15 protein-coding genes and 4 tRNA genes are annotated in these 14,409 nt (G+C 40.5%); 9 read left to right on the forward strand and 10 right to left on the reverse strand.

Annotated elements, in window-relative coordinates; genetic code table 11:
* The first annotated feature begins 574 nt into the window (after positions 1–574).
* The 6 genes from PHW01_01150 (at position 575) to PHW01_01175 (ending at position 5,761) form a co-directional block, all read left to right on the forward strand.
* On the forward strand, positions 575–1,735 hold the full coding sequence (locus PHW01_01150) for a DUF642 domain-containing protein (GenBank protein MDD5626611.1): 1,161 nt from the start codon (positions 575–577) through the stop codon (positions 1,733–1,735).
* A gap of 137 nt (positions 1,736–1,872) precedes the next feature.
* A complete protein-coding gene (locus PHW01_01155; GenBank protein ID MDD5626612.1) occupies positions 1,873–2,385 on the forward strand; it encodes a hypothetical protein in 513 nt (170 codons plus the stop codon).
* 6 nt (positions 2,386–2,391) lie between these two features.
* Positions 2,392–2,883, forward strand: coding sequence for a signal peptidase I (locus PHW01_01160; protein ID MDD5626613.1), 492 nt, complete (start codon positions 2,392–2,394; stop codon positions 2,881–2,883).
* A gap of 7 nt (positions 2,884–2,890) precedes the next feature.
* Positions 2,891–4,168: a lamin tail domain-containing protein gene (locus PHW01_01165; protein MDD5626614.1), complete on the forward strand. Its 1,278-nt coding sequence runs from the start codon at positions 2,891–2,893 to the stop codon at positions 4,166–4,168.
* 21 nt (positions 4,169–4,189) lie between these two features.
* Positions 4,190–4,984 (forward strand): hypothetical protein, encoded by a 795-nt coding sequence (locus tag PHW01_01170; GenBank protein MDD5626615.1) that lies wholly within the window; start codon positions 4,190–4,192, stop codon positions 4,982–4,984.
* A 525-nt stretch (positions 4,985–5,509) separates the two neighbouring features.
* Positions 5,510–5,761, forward strand: a complete 252-nt coding sequence (locus PHW01_01175; protein ID MDD5626616.1) for a hypothetical protein — start codon at positions 5,510–5,512, stop codon at positions 5,759–5,761.
* Between the two features lie 346 nt (positions 5,762–6,107).
* Here PHW01_01175 and PHW01_01180 read toward each other — a convergent pair whose 3' ends face one another.
* The 10 genes from PHW01_01180 to rpsB all read right to left on the reverse strand — a co-directional run bounded on the left by PHW01_01180 (position 6,108) and on the right by rpsB (position 11,535).
* Positions 6,108–7,181, reverse strand: a complete 1,074-nt coding sequence (locus PHW01_01180; protein ID MDD5626617.1) for a caspase family protein — start codon at positions 7,179–7,181, stop codon at positions 6,108–6,110.
* Between the two features lie 194 nt (positions 7,182–7,375).
* A tRNA-Trp gene (locus PHW01_01185) sits at positions 7,376–7,449 on the reverse strand.
* A gap of 123 nt (positions 7,450–7,572) precedes the next feature.
* Entirely contained in the window at positions 7,573–7,734 is a 162-nt protein-coding gene (gene rpmG / locus PHW01_01190) for a 50S ribosomal protein L33 (protein MDD5626618.1), read from the reverse strand.
* A gap of 39 nt (positions 7,735–7,773) precedes the next feature.
* Positions 7,774–7,845, reverse strand: a tRNA-Thr gene (locus PHW01_01195).
* Between the two features lie 105 nt (positions 7,846–7,950).
* Positions 7,951–8,033: transfer RNA gene (locus tag PHW01_01200), tRNA-Tyr, on the reverse strand.
* Positions 8,034–8,160: 127 nt separating this feature from the next.
* Positions 8,161–8,232 (reverse strand) — tRNA-Thr (locus tag PHW01_01205).
* A 94-nt stretch (positions 8,233–8,326) separates the two neighbouring features.
* Positions 8,327–9,283 (reverse strand): tetratricopeptide repeat protein, encoded by a 957-nt coding sequence (locus PHW01_01210; GenBank protein ID MDD5626619.1) that lies wholly within the window; start codon positions 9,281–9,283, stop codon positions 8,327–8,329.
* A gap of 133 nt (positions 9,284–9,416) precedes the next feature.
* Entirely contained in the window at positions 9,417–10,238 is an 822-nt protein-coding gene (gene ricT / locus PHW01_01215) for a regulatory iron-sulfur-containing complex subunit RicT (GenBank protein MDD5626620.1), read from the reverse strand.
* Positions 10,228–10,815, reverse strand: a complete 588-nt coding sequence (gene tsf / locus PHW01_01220) for an elongation factor Ts (GenBank protein MDD5626621.1) — start codon at positions 10,813–10,815, stop codon at positions 10,228–10,230. Before tsf ends, ricT begins: the two co-directional genes overlap by 11 nt.
* A 12-nt stretch (positions 10,816–10,827) precedes the next feature.
* Entirely contained in the window at positions 10,828–11,535 is a 708-nt protein-coding gene (rpsB, locus tag PHW01_01225) for a 30S ribosomal protein S2 (protein ID MDD5626622.1), read from the reverse strand.
* Between the two features lie 343 nt (positions 11,536–11,878).
* On the opposite strand from rpsB, the gene rpmE reads away from it, so the two are divergent.
* The 3 genes from rpmE (at position 11,879) to prmC (ending at position 14,343) form a co-directional block, all read left to right on the forward strand.
* The gene (gene rpmE, locus PHW01_01230; protein MDD5626623.1) at positions 11,879–12,139 is read left to right on the forward strand and encodes a 50S ribosomal protein L31; all 261 of its coding nucleotides are present in this window, start codon (positions 11,879–11,881) and stop codon (positions 12,137–12,139) included.
* A 173-nt stretch (positions 12,140–12,312) separates the two neighbouring features.
* Entirely contained in the window at positions 12,313–13,365 is a 1,053-nt protein-coding gene (gene prfA / locus PHW01_01235; protein ID MDD5626624.1) for a peptide chain release factor 1, read from the forward strand.
* A gap of 129 nt (positions 13,366–13,494) precedes the next feature.
* Positions 13,495–14,343, forward strand: coding sequence for a peptide chain release factor N(5)-glutamine methyltransferase (gene prmC, locus PHW01_01240; protein ID MDD5626625.1), 849 nt, complete (start codon positions 13,495–13,497; stop codon positions 14,341–14,343).
* The last annotated feature ends 66 nt before the right edge of the window (positions 14,344–14,409 follow it).

The raw sequence follows: 14,409 nt of genomic DNA on the forward strand, positions 1-14,409 counted from the left end.
TTTTTTAAAGAAACTGTGAACAACTTAAAACAAAAAACGCCTTTAAATAAACAAGAGAGTGTTTTAATAAAGCGAAAGGCGAAAAGTGTAAAACGTAAAACCGCAACTTAAAGCTCAAAGCTTTACACTTTGCGCTTTGCACTTTGCGCTTTCATCTGTGGATAACTTTTTGACTCCTTTAATCAAGATAGTATATAATGATATATCTTTCCTAGTTTAAGCCTCAAAAATAAAAAATAATGTTTCAGAAAGAGCAAGGAAACCGAGTCAAAAAAAATCAATTCAGCTGGGGGCTCGTTTATATTTTATTGATAAAAAAACAACGCAGTCGAAAGTCCTTTTGTTAATTCAAGGGACTTTTTAAATAAAATAAGTTTGCTTTCTAGCCTCTTTGAAATCAAAGAGGTAAACAACAAAGACTTTAACAAGGAGGGATAAGTCTCCCCCTTTTTATTTTAAAGGGTAAAGGCAAGCTTATTTCTTAAAAATTATTTATGAAAGGAGGTGTTAAAAAATGAAAAAAATTATTCTAGGCTTAGTTGCTGGGGTCGCTATAGTCGGCGGCGTCGTGGCGATGTCCGCCTTTGAGGCGCATGTCGTCAATGTTACCGCCAAGATTGAGAACGCGTTGGATGTACCCATTACAGAACTCGATTTTGGTACAGTCTTCCCAGAAGAAGTGCTCAACAAAACCATGGCTGTGAACTTAAGCGAATCGTTTATGGAGCAAGCCCAATGCAGTACGACAAGCATTATTGAAAATGGCGGGTTTGAAATTCCAGAAGTTACAAACCCTGCCAAATGGGAGACATTTCCTGTAGTCCCTGGTTGGAATATTACATGGGTAAATCCTGGAGATGCCCCTGCTCCTGCTTTGATTGAATACCAGGCAGGTGTTAATGGTTGGAATTCTCATGAGGGTAATCAATGGACAGAGCTTGCCTCTGATTGGGGTCAAGCGCCAAACAGCTTGCCCAATGACGCGCGGGTAATCATTTCCCAAGAAATATCAACCACAGTCGGCGCGAAATACACATTAACCTATTGGTATTCGGGCCGTCCGGGCCAGTCAAGCGCTGATAATATGATGGATGTAAGAGTAAATGGCATAACTAAACCATACGCAGAAAACAATCCCGGAGCCAATACGAATTGGAAAGAAGACAGCATTGAATTTGTCGCAACTGCCAGCACAACCAAAATTGAATTTCAAGGAACTGGAGCAAACCATACCTACGGAATGTTCCTAGACGATGTCAGCTTGGTTGAATGCGGTCGGGTCAGTACGGTTGATTACGTCTTGCGCCAGAAGCCCAAGTGTGTTGACGACAATAATTCTTCTATTCATCCCCAAGTCACTCATAACACAAATGGCGATTTTGCTTGCCCTGAAGGTTCAACGATGATGCCCTTGCTCTGTCCTTATCTCTCTAAATCAGAAACAACGAATGATGGCGGCGAAGGGCAAAATAATGATGGTGTCGCGATTGCGGCCTTCCATGGCCCACTGACTGGATGGACAATGAAAAACACAGAAGACTGGCAAACTGGCGGCACATTATCCGCGGCGATCGGAGACATTATGGATGAATGGTTAATTGATCTCCATGCCCCCTGCTTTAAAGGTATGTGCGCCCAAGACAATAAGATTGACCCAGAGTACCAAGCCGATCCAGCACTTGAACACGCAGTCTTTGGCTGTGATCTCTGGCTGGAAGTGACAGGTATTGATTAAGCTAATATAGCCAATTAACTAACACAGGTACAACCTTTAATTCCCTTTAGACAACTTTCATTGTTGATCGTTTCCCCTCTGCTCCTGCGCAAGGCGGACGGAGGGGAGGGATTAGTAATGAAATCATTAAAAAAATTATGCTTGAAAATAATTCGGAGGAAGAAAAGAACCCCGAAAACGAAGCGGAAAATCCAGTCCAAAAGTTAATGTCCGAAAAGAAGGCAGAAAAGCCCAAAAGAAAAATAAAGGTCGGGCGCATTATTGGCTATGTAATCATTGCAATTATCGCGGTCTTTATTGTTGTCCAGCTTTTGAGCGCTTCCTATTATAAGATGACTGTCAATGTCGTGGAGGGTGAAAATGTGGTCGGGGTCAATCCCACGGCGGAAAAATTGGATTTTGGCGATCTTTCCCGCGGCAGTAGTATGACCCGCTACGTAACTTTAAAAAGTGCGGGAAAATCCCCAAGTTACATTATAGTCTGGAAATTTGGCGGCGTTGCCTCGCTCGTTAAGGTGGAAAAAAACTACTTTACACTTAATTCCAGTGAAGAGGTAAAAATTACTTTTTCTCTTACCATTCCTCCTTCCGCCCAAATCAAACACTATAACGGTCAAGTGATTATTTTCAAACTACCCAAGATTTTCTAAGTAAGTATGAAAAAGATTTTGCAATATTTTCAAAAGCGTAAGGAAGAAAAATGCACACAAGCGGAAGAATTAAGTAAGAGGCAAAAAATTTTCCGGAAAGCTATCGGTTATCTATTTTATGTTGGGATTTTAATTGGACTCTTCTACGGTACACCCAAAATTCTATCCTATCTTCTAAATACTAAATATCCCTTTGCGTCAATTACATCGGGGTCAATGTGGCCAGTCTTAAAGAAGGGAGATCTCGCCTTAATCTGCGGCGTAGAACCCTCTGAAATCAAAACGAATGATGTTGTGGTTTTCCCTAATGAAAATGGCGCTTTAGCAATCCATCGGGTGATTAAAATAAATGGCGATAAAATTATTACCAAAGGCGACGCCAACACTAAAGAAGATAAACCTATTAACCGCTCCGACATCTTGGGTCGACTTTGCACAGTGGGTTCCCTTGAGGCAAAAATCCCAAAAATCGGATTAATCGCTCCACTTTTTCACTAAATTATTTATGCCAAAGATGAGTAGCAAAAATAAGTATTTGACTCTTGGTCTCCAAACACTAGGAATATTTATTGTTTTTGTTTTAGCTTTTTTCTGGGCAAATAAATCATTTGCTTATGAAGCGCATGTGATTGGCGTAACAGCGATGTTTCAAAATTATGTTTGCGGCGATGGCAATCTCAATCCCGGCGAAGAATGCGATGACGGCAACAACACTAATGGCGATGGCTGTTCGGCGACTTGCGTCCTTGAGAAAACACCTAGTTGCATGAAAATTAACGAGGTCTATTACTATCCAGATGATGCGCATGGCGGCGGGGATGCCGAATGGATTGAGCTTTATAATGCTTGCGAATATCAAGTTAATCTTAAAAATTGGTATTTGAAAGACAACACTCAAACGGAAACCATCCATCAAAATTATATTATTGACCCCAGTCAATTTGTAGTTCTCGCGCCCAATGCTTCAATTTGGGAAAAATACTGGGATATTACCCCTACGAACGCCATAAAAATCGCTTTGGGCGGCGGACAAAAAATGTTTAATAATCTAGCGAATGACGGCGATCGGGTTTTCCTTTATGATAATCACGATAATGAGATTGACGCAGTAAGCTGGGGCGCGGATACAACCGCTTTTGACCCGAGCGTCCCCGGTGTTACCGAAGGTCATTCTATCGCCCGTAAAACAAAAGGTGTGGATACCGATACAGCAGACGACTGGGGAGATTTACCTACACCCAACCCGGGCACAAATCCCCATTCAACAATCCAAACAACTGTTCCTGAACCGCCCAAATTACAAACCAGTAATCTTAATATCGCTGGCGACAGCACGCCGATAATAACTGACACGACTGTGGGCGATGCCGATGATTCCACGCCCGCGACCAAGAATAACATAATAACCGACCCTGGCGATTCTACGCCCGCGACTGATACCCTTGAGGTAAAAGAACAGGAAGATATATCCCCTGCCTTAGAATCAAATGAAAACCAAGAAGATAATGATAGCGCGGAAAATCCTGGTGAAACAGAAGATATTTCTCCTCCCTCCGGTTCTGATGACTCTCAAACCGATTTAACGCAAGAAGACCCTGTAACAGACAATACGCCACCTGCTGCTAATAAAGAAGACATCAATAACACTGATTCATCTCTATCCCCGCCTGAAAATCCAGAGCCAGAAGAGGAAACCAGTCCAACCAATAACCCAGAATCAAATTCTTCTTCTGAATCCCCTCCCCCTAACCCCGCAGAAGGTACGGAAAATAATCCCTCTTAAACTCTCTGTGTATATAATTTTATGATTAAGTTTGACCGCAAATTAAAACGAGTCCTCTTTTCTCCCCAAGAAAAAAGTTTTAGGACTAAATTATTTATTTTCTTAACAGGAGCAATAACCCTCGTTTTATTTTTCTTCGTTCTGCAAGAAGAAACAACGCGCGTCTCGGCGCAAGCCTTGCCTATTGCTGTCTCAATGAATCATATTGATTTTGGTTTGGTCTTTCCCGGGGAGAGTCTGGAAAAAAACTTTATTGTTTATCTGGCCAATGGTCAAACCGAAAAAGTAAATTACAGTTTAATTCAAAGGAGAAAGCCCCTGCCGCCTGAATCCAAAATTGAGGAAGATCCAAATATGCCCGGTTTCTATCGCGACCTCTGCCCCTTTCTCACCAAAACCACCAAAGAGGGGGAAGGTGATTTGGAAATCGCAGCGTCGGTGACACCCACCACTGATCTTACCGATAAATGGCTGATTGACTTGGCAGTACCAGCGTTGGAAGGCTATGTGGCTCAAGAACACGGTGATAAGATAGTGAAGATTGCCGGCGACTATGGCTGTGATATCGTGATTGATATTGAGTCGAATGGTAATGGTACAGACGGAAATGGAGCTGGCGGCGGTCCAGAATGGTTTTGGCAGGATATGAATCTTGCGGGAGCCATGGAAATAGCTACCTCTCCAATCAAAAAAGTTGTGCAGGCAGCAGTCAAATTACCGGCTAAACTCCCCCGCGTTGGCGCGTGGGGCAGCCTTATTGCCGCCTCAATGGGCTTAATCGCGACAGCAGCCTTTTATAGAAGGAATAAAAAGTGAAATTCTAGGGAATTTTTTTTATTTATTAAAAACACCCCTAAAGAATAAGAGGGTGTTTTAATTAATTTTCAATTTTCATTAAATTTTCAATGTATTAATTTTCAAACTTTTTTGTTGATGAAAGTTTTTAAAAATTAAAAATTAAAAGAATTTAATAGAAATTAGAAATTGAAAATTAAAAATTATTCGTCTGTGGATAACTTTCTTGAATCAAATCTTAAACAAAAATATAATAAAAGTGCGTGTTTCCGCTAGTGTCAAATATTGTCATGCCGTTCTTTCGCTCCTTAGCGTCTAGCGCCAAAAGGAGCAATTGCTTATCCGCCTTTTTAGGACAAAGGCGGACACCATGCCTCTTGGAGAACTTATATTTTTTATGCGCGTGTTGAGTAAGTTTTCCAAGAGCGCTTTTTTTTGACAAAAAAAATTAAAAATGGTATTATAGAAAGGCTTTATTCTAAGAACTTGTTATTATTCTTGCTATTATTTTGGTACATTTTATTTCAAAAATAAGGAGAGCAAAAAATGAAACAAGTTGCCCAGTATCTAGCTGTTTTTTTATTCTTCTTTCTATTGATTTTCGGCGGAGCGGACGTGGATAACATAAGCTATCTCCTTGCCATTCTGGGAGTGGCTATATTGGGAATAATCACGATTATTATTCTGGTTGTCGTTGATAACCGCCGTCATCCGCCCATTACAACAGCGGACTTGATTAAAAAAATGAATTTTGACACGCATCAAGAGATTATTAAATCAGCCCGCCGTTCTCTTTAAGGATCTGACCATTCAAGATCCTTTTTTTATTTAAAATTTTATGGTTCAGATTGGGAGATCTGAACCAACAGTAAGGGAATATAAAAAGATCAAAAAGAAATTCTAAAAAATAAAAGTGGCTTCTAAAAAGCCACTTTTATTGCTGGCTCCATAGTCCTGAGCGTTAGCGAGGGCTATGGAGCCTTAATGCAAATCATTTCATCTAAAAGGACTGCATCCCGCTCCCTCACTACTATGAAGCCAACGAGGTCGTCATTTACTCGTCATTCCCAAATGACGAGTTTTTTTAACACAAAACCCCGTTTCAAAACGGAGTTTTGTGTAGTATATTTCTTATCAATAACCGCTATAAAAGCAGGTCGTTAGGAAAATTATCGCTTATTACGGGCTTTTGTCTAACCTTCAGATAAGAAGAAGCATTTGCTTTAGCTTTAGCATAATCAAAAGCTTCTTCTATAACCACATCTTTTCTTTCTGGTTGTACTCCGTCTTTATCATGGTCATATTTATCTGCCAAGCCTTGCAACATTCCTTCATTGACAAAATAACGGGTGAACACTCCTTCGCCATCTTGGATTCCATTGCCATCCACATCCTCCCCGGCAGTGGAATAGACATAAGCTGATTGAGTTTCTCCGGTTGCCATAGAAACTACTCTTCCAACGCTTGCCACATCGTTCATTCCGCCAGCAAGGCAAGAGTCAAAAACAAAAGCAATCCTTGTAGTAGCAAAACCATCAAACCAATTTCTTAGTTCCCCGTCCCATATGTAAGTTATGTTATTCTCTGTATTAGCTTCGGTGTTCCAAACAACAATGCCTTCATCTGTGAGTTCACTGTCTCCGTCCATAGCTGTCCCTTTTGTTCCATGTCCGCTGAAAAAGAATACCACTTCATCGCCCGATATAGCATGACCTTTAATATCCATTATAGCATTATAAATCTTTTCGCGGGTTGGAATACTATAGGCAACACTACCAAGGTTAGGACCAGTAGTACCTCCGTCGTCCTTAAACAATTTGATATTTTCTGGTTTATATCCATAAAGCTCGATAAGAGCTTTATACATATGCAGTGAATCTCCATCGGACTGGCAGAGGTCAAGGTTTGTGCCTGGATAATCACAAATTCCGATTATCACCGCATATTTATTACCTGTTGCCGGCGCGCCTAAAATTCCAGTGGCTGCGCTCCCCGTTTTAGAAGGAGGAGAAGGTTTGCCCTTTCCCTTACCCACATCTTCAGAAAAAACTTTCTTTACCACCTCTATATTAGTAGCAGGAATGGGTTTAGGCGCTTCTCTCTTCGGACCCTGCTGTTTTTCAGATGGCGCTGCTTGAGAGACTAAAACTCCGGATAAAATCAAAGTTAATCCGAGTATCGCTATACTAGATACTAAAATACTTAATCCTTTTTTCATGTTTTATGTTTTTAATTAAATTATAAATATTTAACCTTTGAGTTAAGGATTTTTCTCTTAACCTATATTAAAATTTTAACATATTTTTTGTAGAAAAACAATAAATTATTAGGGCTTAGAAAATTCAAAACACGGGCATTGGGGTCAAGGTCTTGAATCATCCCGCGCGGTCGCTTATCACTTCATTCTAATCTTGGCAGGGGTGGAGGGAATCGGACCCCCGACTACGGTTTTGGAGACCGTCGTTATACCACTTAACTACACCCCCGAAAATAAAATTTCTAATTTTCAATTTCTAATTTCTATTAAATTTTCAATGAATCAATTTTTAGGCAGTTTAAAAATTAAGAAATTAGAAATTTAATAAAAATTAAGAAATAAAAATTAAAAATTATTTCTTTACTTCTTTATGCAAGATGTGCTTGCGGCAATGGCGGCAGTATTTTTTTAATTCCAGTTTTTTCGCCTGCGGATCCTTCTTGTTGCGGCGGGTGAAATAATTGATATTCTTGCACGCCGTGCATTGCAGGCGAACTAAAGTTTTTTGGGGCATAGAAATAAGTTAAAAGATAAAAGTGAAAAGTCATTTTTGAGCCCACGAGCGGATTTGAACCGCTGACCTACTCCTTACCATGGAGTTGCTCTACCACTGAGCTACATGGGCTAAAAAGGAATCATATATTATGAATCAGGAATTATGAATGGGGAAAATTATGAATAAAAAAAATAATTCATTATTCCCGATTCCCTATTCCTTATTCCATGATTGTGGGGAGAGCAGGATTTGAACCTGCGTAGCCCGAAGGCGCGAGTTTTACAGACTCGAGCAATTGACCACTCTGCCATCTCCCCGTCTTCAAGTTAAAAGTCCAGAGTTCAAAATTCAAAGTTGAATCCAAAGTTCAAAGTTAAATTCCTGAGATTTTAAATTTTTAACTGTAACTTTTAACTTTGCACTTTGAACTTTTAACTATTTTTGAGCCGAGGAGAGGATTCGAACCCCCAACCTTGGCTTTACAAAAGCCCTGCTCTACCTTTGAGCTACCTCGGCAAAAGGGAATAATGAATCAGGAATTATGAATGAGGAAAATTATGAATAAAAAAAATAATTCATTATTCTCCAATTACCAATTACTAATTACAGATTACTGATTACCCTTAATCTTCCTCTGTTTTTCTAAAAGCTCAATATATTTATAATTACCAGGATATGCTTTCACCAGTTCTTCATAGGTTCTTACTGTTTTATCAATATTGTTCTGATTGCGATACATCTTGCCTAATTCTAAGTAAAAATACTCTTTGGAGCGGTTCTTTTTAATCGCCCGACGATAAATTTTTTCCGCCTCCTTCATCTTACCTTCCTCAGTATAAGCGAATCCTAACTTCCTATAAACATCAATTTCGTCCGCTCCTCTTTTCAAGGCTTCTCGAAAAGAAGATTCGGCATCGCGAAAATTTCCCTGCTCAAAATAAAGAGTGCCCAATATTTTGTAAACTTGGGCATTTTTAGGACTCTTGCGAATGACGGAAAAACAAATCTTTTCTGCCGCTTTGAAGTGTTTTATTTTAACAGCATTTTGAGCATCGGTCAACAACTCTTCCAAGCTTAACTCTTCCTGCTCTTCCCGCTTTAAAAGCGCGGAGGGAATTTCCACTTTGACCTCTCTGGCTTTGAACCCTTGGGACGTAAATGGTTTCGGCTTTCTTAACCTCCGTGCTTCTTGCTCATCCCCTGCCCGCATTAATATTTTTTCTTCCTGTTGAATTTTTTCGTTTTGATATGGTATTTTTTGCTTGTTTTTTCTTCTCGCCTCGATGAGCCCTTTAATTCTACCTCCCAAGGCTTTCAGCCCCCTCCTGCATAAAACCAAAATTTTTTTTGCCGCTCCTCCGCCCTTCCGAGCAACGGACAAAATAAAATACCATATATGAGGCAGACACGTTTTAAAAACCGCTAAAACTGTTTTTCTATTTTTTCTCGGCTTTGATACCGCATCTATTTTTAACTCTCGGACCTCGGGCAACTTCCGACCTAAAATCACAACAATACCCGCCAGCGCTAAAACAATTACGAATTGAGGAATGATCTCGTAAATCATTATTGTATAATGGTTTAAAGTGAAGGTCCTTAAAGAATGAAATTTGGATTTTAATTTTACGCCACCCTCCCCCTTTTCACTCTAGATAAACCTCTCTTAAGGGCGGTTATTTCCTTGCGCAAGCCCTTCACCTTTAACTAAAGGTGAATGGGCAAGAGATCTCAATTTCTGTCCCGTCCTGGCTCAACTTAACTTTAACTTTCTGCGCCAAAAGGCTGCGACTGACAACTATCCCCTTGCCTTGGGGAGTGTTAACCACTTCATTGATTTCCGGCATCTGGCGGGCCAGTTCTTCATACATATCCGCTTCGTAAGAAAGACAACACTTTAAGCGTCCGCACAATCCGGAATTTTTTTCACTGCCCTTATGGGTCATTTCTTGCATTCTAGCCATATCCGTGGTGACGCTTTTCAATTCCTCCAAGAAACGGCTGCAACAAATTTCGCGGCCGCACATCCCATAACCGCCTACCACTTTCGCGCCATCTCTGGAGCCAACTTGCTGCAAGCGAATTGATTTCTGAAAATGATGCGTCAAGTCCTTTAAAAGATTGCGAAAATCAATCCTTCCCTCCGCTGTAAAAGCAAAAGTAATGCGGCTGCCGTCCAAAGCAAAATGGACATCAATCAGTTTCATCGTGAGTTTATATTCTTTGATTTTCTCTTGAAAAATTTTGACCGCCTCATCCTTCTTGGTTTTATAATATTGAATCTTTTCCAGGTCGGTATTGACCGCTTTTCTTAAAACCGGCTTCAAGGCCGTTACCGATTTTTCCTCTGCGCTCTCCCTCACATAAAGCACTCTCCCCAACTCCAAACCCTGTTCTGTTTCCACAATCACAGCATCATTTTCTCTTAAATTCAAATCCCGCGGATTGAATTCCTCCGTCATCCCCCAAGATTTAATTTTGACATTTACCACCTGCATATTCTGAAGAAAAGATTTAGATTTCAAATTTAATAAACTCCCCCACCTCAATCTTCTCGCCTAACTTCAATATTTTTTCCTGCACCAATGCTTGAACGCTCATCTCTGGGTTTTGAAAAAATGGTTGCGCGAGAAGACAAATTTCTTCCTGATATTTCTTTAATTTTCCTGCCACAATCTTCTCTTTGACCTGCCGCGGTTTCTTTTTTCCTTTAAGCTCTCCTAAAATGATTTCCTTTTCTTCTTTGATTTTTTCCGCGGGGATATCTTCCGGACGAACATAAAGCGCGCCCGCGGCTAAAACCTGCATTGCCAAGAGATGAGCTAATTCTTGAAATTCCTTATTTCGCGCCACAAAATCACTCTCGCAATAGACCTTGATGAGAGAAGCTACCTTGCCATTATTGTGGACATAACAGCCAATTACGCCTTCATGCGCGACCCGATTTTCTTTCTGCCTCGCAATTTTCTGCCCTTTTTTTCTTAATATTTTTTCTGCCTCCTTTAAATCGCCATCCGCCTCGCAAAGCGCTTTTTTGCAATTCATCATTCCCGCACCCGTCATTTCCCTTAATTTTTGAATAGAAATGATTGCTATTTTCATTTTTTAATTTATTTAAGAAGGTTTTATGGTTTTTAAATTTTTTTGAACCTCGATAATAGCCTCGCCTACCTTTGCACAGATAACTTCAATTCCCCGAATAGCGTCATCATTGCCAGGAATGGGATAATCAATAAGTTCGGGGTTGCCGTTAGTATCTACTAAGGCGATAATAGGCACTTTCTTTCTCCGCGCTTCAAGCACCGCGTTCTTTTCCCTCACCACATCAATAATGAAAATCGCTTGAGGAAACCCTTTCAGGGTCGCGAGCCCCCCCACCATTTCCGTGAGTTTCTCTTTTTCTCGGGCAAGGGCTAAACGTTCTTTTTTTGTATATTTTTCCCATTCCCCTCCTTTTTCTCCTTCTTCCAGCTTTTTGAGCCTCTCTACCTTTTGATGGATAACATCAAAATTGGTAAAAGTGCCTCCCAACCATCTTTTTACCACATACGGCATCTGCGTTTTAAGGGCTGTTTCCCGGATAATCTCTTGGGCTTGTTTTTTACTGCCTAAAAATAAAATTTGACCCCCGCGAGAGACTATTTCCTGAACAAAATGTAAAACCTCTCCCAACTTTTCTTGCGTCTTCTGCAAATCAATAATAGAAATCCCATTCCGCACGGTAAAAATATAAGGCTCCATTTTAGGATGCCTTTTAGACTTTTGATGGCCAAAATGCAATCCCGCTTCCAGCATTTTAACAATTAAATTTTCATTCTCCATAAATAATTTTCAAAAGTATAAATTAATCCTTCAACAAATTTCAGGACTAATGCCAAATAAAGCCGAAATGAAAATTCCATTCTCATTCCCGCCTTCTAGAGCCAATTATAAGCAGAGCTTGAAATTCTTGTTCGGTCTAAATGAAAGTAAACTTTTATTTATCCCTCTACTAGCGAATTATAGCATATAAAAAAATTTAATCAAGGGGAGCAAACCCAGTTAGAGAACCTCGTTCTCTCGGGGCAAAAAACCGCTTTGAAAACCTTGGAGAGGTTATAAAAGCCGATAAATCTTGCCTAAATTCATCTTTTATATTATATTAATCTCATAGTAATTAACTTCTATGAAAGAAAAAATTCACCCTCAATACGGCAAATCAATTGTGACTTGTTCCTGCGGCAACACTTTTGAAACCGGCTCCGTGATTCCAGAAATTCACGTGGAGATCTGTTCGGCGTGCCATCCATTTTACACAGGGAAAAAGAAACTCGTGGACGAAGCGGGAAGAGTGGAACGTTTTGAAAAAATCATGGCTAAAACGAAAAATATCAAAAAAATGAAAAAAACAAAAAAGGTAAAAAGGGGCAAAAAAAGTAAAAAATAAATATTTGTTTTGACCCCGTTAGAAACATGCCCCGCCCCGTTAGAAAAAATTTTCTAACGGGGTTGACTAAATTGAGCTGTAAATAGCAGGGGCGGACCAGTGTGTCCGCCCGGTTTCGGGTTAACAGGAGATTGCGGGTTGACACATGGGTCAATCCCTACAATTTTATCTTTATGAAAGGAAAAATTAAAAAAATTCAAAAGGAATATGAAATGATTTTGAGCGCGCTCTCCGAGCCTGCTGCTATTTCTGATCCCGCGAAACGAACTTCCCTTAACAAAAGAAGCGCTAGGCTTCAGACCATACTTGCGGAGCATGAAAATTACAAAAAAATTCAGAAAGAAATTAGAGAAACTGAAACCTTGCTTGTTGATCCCGAACTCAAAAAGGAAGCGGAGCAAGAATTGCAGAATTTAAAGAGTAAAGAGACGCAGATCAGGCAGAGTTTAGAGGAAAAATTAAATCCCCCAAATCCCAATGACGTCAAAGATATAATTATGGAAATCCGCGCTGGCGCTGGCGGCGATGAAGCCGGACTTTTCGCCGCCGATCTTTTTCGGATGTATTCACGTTATACTGAACAACGCGGATGGGAGGTAAATCTTCTTAATTCCAGCCGCACGGGCATTGGCGGCTTTAAAGAGATTATCTTTGAGGTGAACGGCAGCGATGTTTTCAGCCACTTAAAATACGAAAGCGGAGTGCATCGCGTCCAACGCATACCGGAAACCGAAAAGTCGGGGCGCATCCATACCTCCACGGCTTCCGTCGCGGTTCTGCCTCAAGCCGAGGAAGTGGAAATCAAAATCAAACCGGAAAATTTACGCGTTGACGTTTACCGTTCTTCCGGACCCGGCGGCCAAAGCGTAAACACCACCGATTCTGCTGTCCGCATCACCTATCTTCCCACCGGATTAGTTGTTTCCTGCCAAGACCAAAAATCACAACTTAAAAACAAAGAAAAAGCGCTTCAGGTTCTCCGCTCTCGCTTGCTCGTTCAAAGACAAGAAGAAGGAGAAAAAGCGCAAGGCAAGGCAAGGCGCGCTCAAATTGGCGGGGCTAAGCGCGCTGAAAAAATTCGCACCTATAATTTTCCCCAAGACCGCATCACGGATCACCGGATCAAGAAAAGCTGGCACGGCATAGAAAGGATTATGAACGGAGAAATAGACGATATTATTCAAACAATTAAGAATAATCTTGGACAGAACAACAGCAAAAGTTAAAAGTTCAAAATTCAAAGTTGAGTTTCAAATTAAAAGCTTTAAGATTATTAACTTTAAATTTTTAATTCAACTTTTCACTTTGCACTTTGAACCTTTAACTAGAACAATTTGATAAAAATTGCCTATATTTTGTCCCAAGCTACCGCAAAACTTAGAAAGAGACTGATTCCCTCCGCCCCTTTAGAAGCGGAGATTTTATTATCTTCTGTTCTAAGGAAAAAACGAGAATACCTGCTTGCGCGCCCAGGGGACGCCATAATTTTAAGCCAAAGCCAAAAATACCAAGCCTTAATCTCGCGCCGCGTTAAAGGTGAACCCGCGGCTTATCTCACACATCACAAAGAATTTTACGGTCTGGATTTTTATGTTAACAAAAATACTCTCATCCCGCGGCCGGAATCAGAACTAATCATTGAGGAGGTCAAAAAAATTACAGCATCCTGCGCAAAACCAATTATTATTGATGTAGGCACGGGATCGGGGTGTCTCGCAATTACCTTGGCGCACAGCATACCGCGAGCTACTGTATACGCCACTGACCTTTCGCCAAAAGCGCTCTCTGTCGCCCGAAGAAACGCCCGCTTACACAAGGTAACAATCAAATTCCTGCAAGGCGATCTTATTTCGCCCTTGCCATCTTGCGTTTGGCAGCTACCTAGCAAAAAAATTATTATTGCCAATCTCCCCTATCTTTCAGAAAAATACCGCGAAGATATCCGCGACACGAGCTTAAAATATGAACCCAAAGCAGCTCTTTGGGGCGGCAAAGACGGTTTAAAATATTATCGGCAATTATTTCAACAAATCCAAACAAGAATCAGGAATCAGGAATCAGGAATCAGGATATTTGCGGAAATCAACCCTGAACAAGTGAATAAAATAGAAAGAATAATCAGAAAATATTTTGTCCATACAGATATAAAAATCAAAAAAGACCTTGCTGGTCTTGATAGAGTTGTCGTTATAAAAATAAACTAATGGTGCCCTAAGTTATTTATTTTGTCATTGCGAGGAGGGCTTATAGTCAGATCCCTCGCTTCCGCT

The sequence above is a fragment of the Patescibacteria group bacterium genome, assembly GCA_028717685.1.
Lineage (GTDB): Bacteria > Patescibacteriota > JAQUNI01 > JAQUNI01 > JAQUNI01 > JAQUNI01.

Coding starts and splice junctions, on each gene's coding strand:
- PHW01_01160 (MDD5626613.1), top strand. CDS start 2,392: ATGAAAAAGATTTTGCAATATTTTCAAAAGCGTAAGGAAGAAAAATGC.
- tsf (MDD5626621.1), bottom strand. CDS start 10,815: ATGAAAATAGCAATCATTTCTATTCAAAAATTAAGGGAAATGACGGGT.
- rpmE (MDD5626623.1), top strand. CDS start 11,879: ATGAAAGAAAAAATTCACCCTCAATACGGCAAATCAATTGTGACTTGT.
- PHW01_01150 (MDD5626611.1), top strand. CDS start 575: ATGTCCGCCTTTGAGGCGCATGTCGTCAATGTTACCGCCAAGATTGAG.
- PHW01_01155 (MDD5626612.1), top strand. CDS start 1,873: ATGCTTGAAAATAATTCGGAGGAAGAAAAGAACCCCGAAAACGAAGCG.
- PHW01_01165 (MDD5626614.1), top strand. CDS start 2,891: ATGCCAAAGATGAGTAGCAAAAATAAGTATTTGACTCTTGGTCTCCAA.
- prfA (MDD5626624.1), top strand. CDS start 12,313: ATGAAAGGAAAAATTAAAAAAATTCAAAAGGAATATGAAATGATTTTG.
- PHW01_01210 (MDD5626619.1), bottom strand. CDS start 9,283: ATGATTTACGAGATCATTCCTCAATTCGTAATTGTTTTAGCGCTGGCG.
- PHW01_01180 (MDD5626617.1), bottom strand. CDS start 7,181: ATGAAAAAAGGATTAAGTATTTTAGTATCTAGTATAGCGATACTCGGA.
- PHW01_01170 (MDD5626615.1), top strand. CDS start 4,190: ATGATTAAGTTTGACCGCAAATTAAAACGAGTCCTCTTTTCTCCCCAA.
- rpmG (MDD5626618.1), bottom strand. CDS start 7,734: ATGCCCCAAAAAACTTTAGTTCGCCTGCAATGCACGGCGTGCAAGAAT.
- PHW01_01175 (MDD5626616.1), top strand. CDS start 5,510: ATGAAACAAGTTGCCCAGTATCTAGCTGTTTTTTTATTCTTCTTTCTA.
- rpsB (MDD5626622.1), bottom strand. CDS start 11,535: ATGGAGAATGAAAATTTAATTGTTAAAATGCTGGAAGCGGGATTGCAT.